The organism is Micromonospora rosaria, from assembly GCF_001567585.1.
Lineage (GTDB): Bacteria > Actinomycetota > Actinomycetes > Mycobacteriales > Micromonosporaceae > Micromonospora > Micromonospora rosaria.
This window is the reverse complement of the sequence record NZ_LRQV01000279.1, coordinates 1-2,145: the sequence shown is the minus strand read 5'-3', so window position 1 is coordinate 2,145 and position 2,145 is coordinate 1. Positions and strand designations below refer to the sequence as shown.

The window sequence follows — 2,145 nt, the reverse complement described above, 5'->3', positions numbered from 1 at the left end:
TTGCCGCCCGAGCCGATGCCGGTGACCTCGCCGTTGCCGCCGTCGAAGGTCACGTCGCTGCAGCCGAAGAAGTTCTCCTGGCTGTCCGAGCGGACCCAGCGGGAGTAGATGATGTGCCGGCCGCTCTTGCCGCTCGGCAGGTTTCCGCTGAAGTAGTAGTGACCGTCGTTGGTGCCGACCGCGCCGCGCTGCGGCGGGTTGGTCACCTGGAGGAAGGGCTGCTCCTCCAGGTCGCTCCAGGCCAGCGGCCGGTTCGGGCTCCAACTGTCCTTGGTCACGTAGAAGTAGAAGGTGCCCGGGTGGTGCGCCCAGTTGGAGTACTTGAACTCCATCCGCGCCCCGGCGGTCAGGTGGGTCAGCGGCCAGTCGGTGCGGGCCGCGTCGTATCCGGCGAAGCCCGTGTTGCCGCCGCTGCACAGCTTGCCGTCCGGGATGAAGCCGACGGTGCGGCCCCCGGCGTCCGAGCGCAGCACGCTGAACCAGTTGTACAGGGAGTTGGTGCCGCTGGTGGCCACGGCGGAGGAACAGGCGGGGTTGTTCGGCTTGATCTCACCGGTCGGGCTGAGGCCGTCCCGCCAACACAGGTAGGTGCGGCTGCCCGGGGTCATGGCGGCGCCGTGGGCGGCGGCCGGGGACTGGTTGATCACCACGGTGAGGGCGCCGACGGCTAGGGTCGCGGCCGCGGTGAGCAACGCGGCCGTACGGGAACGACGGGTCACAGGGGTTCTCCTGACTCGCGGGACGGCCGTTGCCGACCGGCCCCGCTGCGACGAGCGGTAGTGACGATCGCGTGACGCGCCGCGGCCCCCAAGGGCCGGACGAGCGCGTGTCGCGTGCGGTCCGTCTCGGACCGCTGCCCTCGCGTGTATGGCTCGAACCCGCTGCCGGCGGTGCGGTAGCCCTCCACACCGTCCGACCACCGCCATCTCATCACGTCGAACACCGCATCCGCAATAGTTCCGCGTCGATGCTCCGGATGGCGGGTACCCCCGACGGGCGGCGCGGGATCGGTGGATCGGGCGTACCACCAGCGGCCCCGGTACGGTGATCCCGGGCCGGACGCGCGGCCCGACGACGGCGAGGGGAGCGGGATGGGACACGCGGTGGTGCTCGGCGAGGCGCTGGTCGACCTGCTGGACGCCGAGTACGACGGTCAGCCCGTCTACCTGCCGGCGGTCGGCGGCGGCCCGCTCAACGTGGCCGTCGGAGTGGCCCGCCTCGGCGGCCGGGTGCAGTTCGTCGGCTCCCTCGGCGACGACGTGCTGGCCGAGCGGATCCGCGCCTTCCTCACCGGCGCGGGTGTCGGCCTGACCGGGGCGGTGACCGTGGCCGCGCCGACCGCGCTGGCCATGGTCACCTTCGCCGGCCCCGAACCGGACTTCCGCTTCTACGGCAACCCCCCGTCGTACGCCCTGCTCGGCGCCGACGACCTGGACCCGGACCTGGTCGCCGGCGCGGACGTGCTCTACGCCGGCTCCATCGTGCTGCTGTACCCGGCCGCCGTCGCCGGCCTGCGGCGGGCCTGGGGCCTCGCCACCGGCCTGCGGGTCTTCGACCCGAACGTCCGTCCCGACCTCTTCGACGGCCCGGACGCCCTGCCCCGGCTGCGCGAGGTGGTGGCCGAGTTCGCCGCCGGCGCGCACCTGGTCAAGCTGAGCGCCGCCGACGCCGACCTGCTCTACCCCGGCGAGCCGGCCGAGGGCGTGGCGGCGTACCTGCGGGAGCTGGGCGCGGACGCGGTGGTGGTCACCCTCGGCGCGGCCGGCGCCCTGGTCGCCGCCGGCCCGGACCTGGTCCGGGTGCCCGCGCCGACGGTCGACGCGGTCGACGCCACCGGGGCGGGCGACTCGGTGATGGCGGCCCTCGTCGCCGACCTGCTCGCCGACGGCGCGCCGGCGGAGCCGGCCGGCTGGGCCGACCGGGTGGCGTTCGCGTTGCGGGTCGCCGCCGTGGTCTGCGAGTCCCCGGGCGGGGCCACCGCCATGCCCACCCGCGCCCAGGTCGCCGCCCGCTTCGCCTGAGGTGAAAGGAAGGGCCCCCTGTTAACGCATACGGTAGAGAGGGGTACCCCTCTCACCGCGAGGTGTTAAGAACTCCTAACGTTGGAGTTGGCGCCAGCAGATGAGGGCGCAGGCGAGGCTGAGG

2 protein-coding genes are annotated in these 2,145 nt (G+C 73.5%); one reads left to right on the top strand and one right to left on the bottom strand.

The annotated features are described in order from the left end of the window. The coding region (locus tag AWW66_RS31970) for a lytic polysaccharide monooxygenase auxiliary activity family 9 protein (protein ID WP_169807211.1) at positions 1-719 on the bottom strand (719 nt) is incomplete at its 3' end. A 372-nt stretch (positions 720-1,091) separates the two neighbouring features. Here AWW66_RS31970 and AWW66_RS31965 point away from each other — a divergent pair. Beyond that, the gene (locus tag AWW66_RS31965) at positions 1,092-2,021 is read left to right on the top strand and encodes a carbohydrate kinase family protein (RefSeq protein WP_067374523.1); all 930 of its coding nucleotides are present in this window, start codon (positions 1,092-1,094) and stop codon (positions 2,019-2,021) included. Positions 2,022-2,145 lie beyond the last annotated feature (124 nt).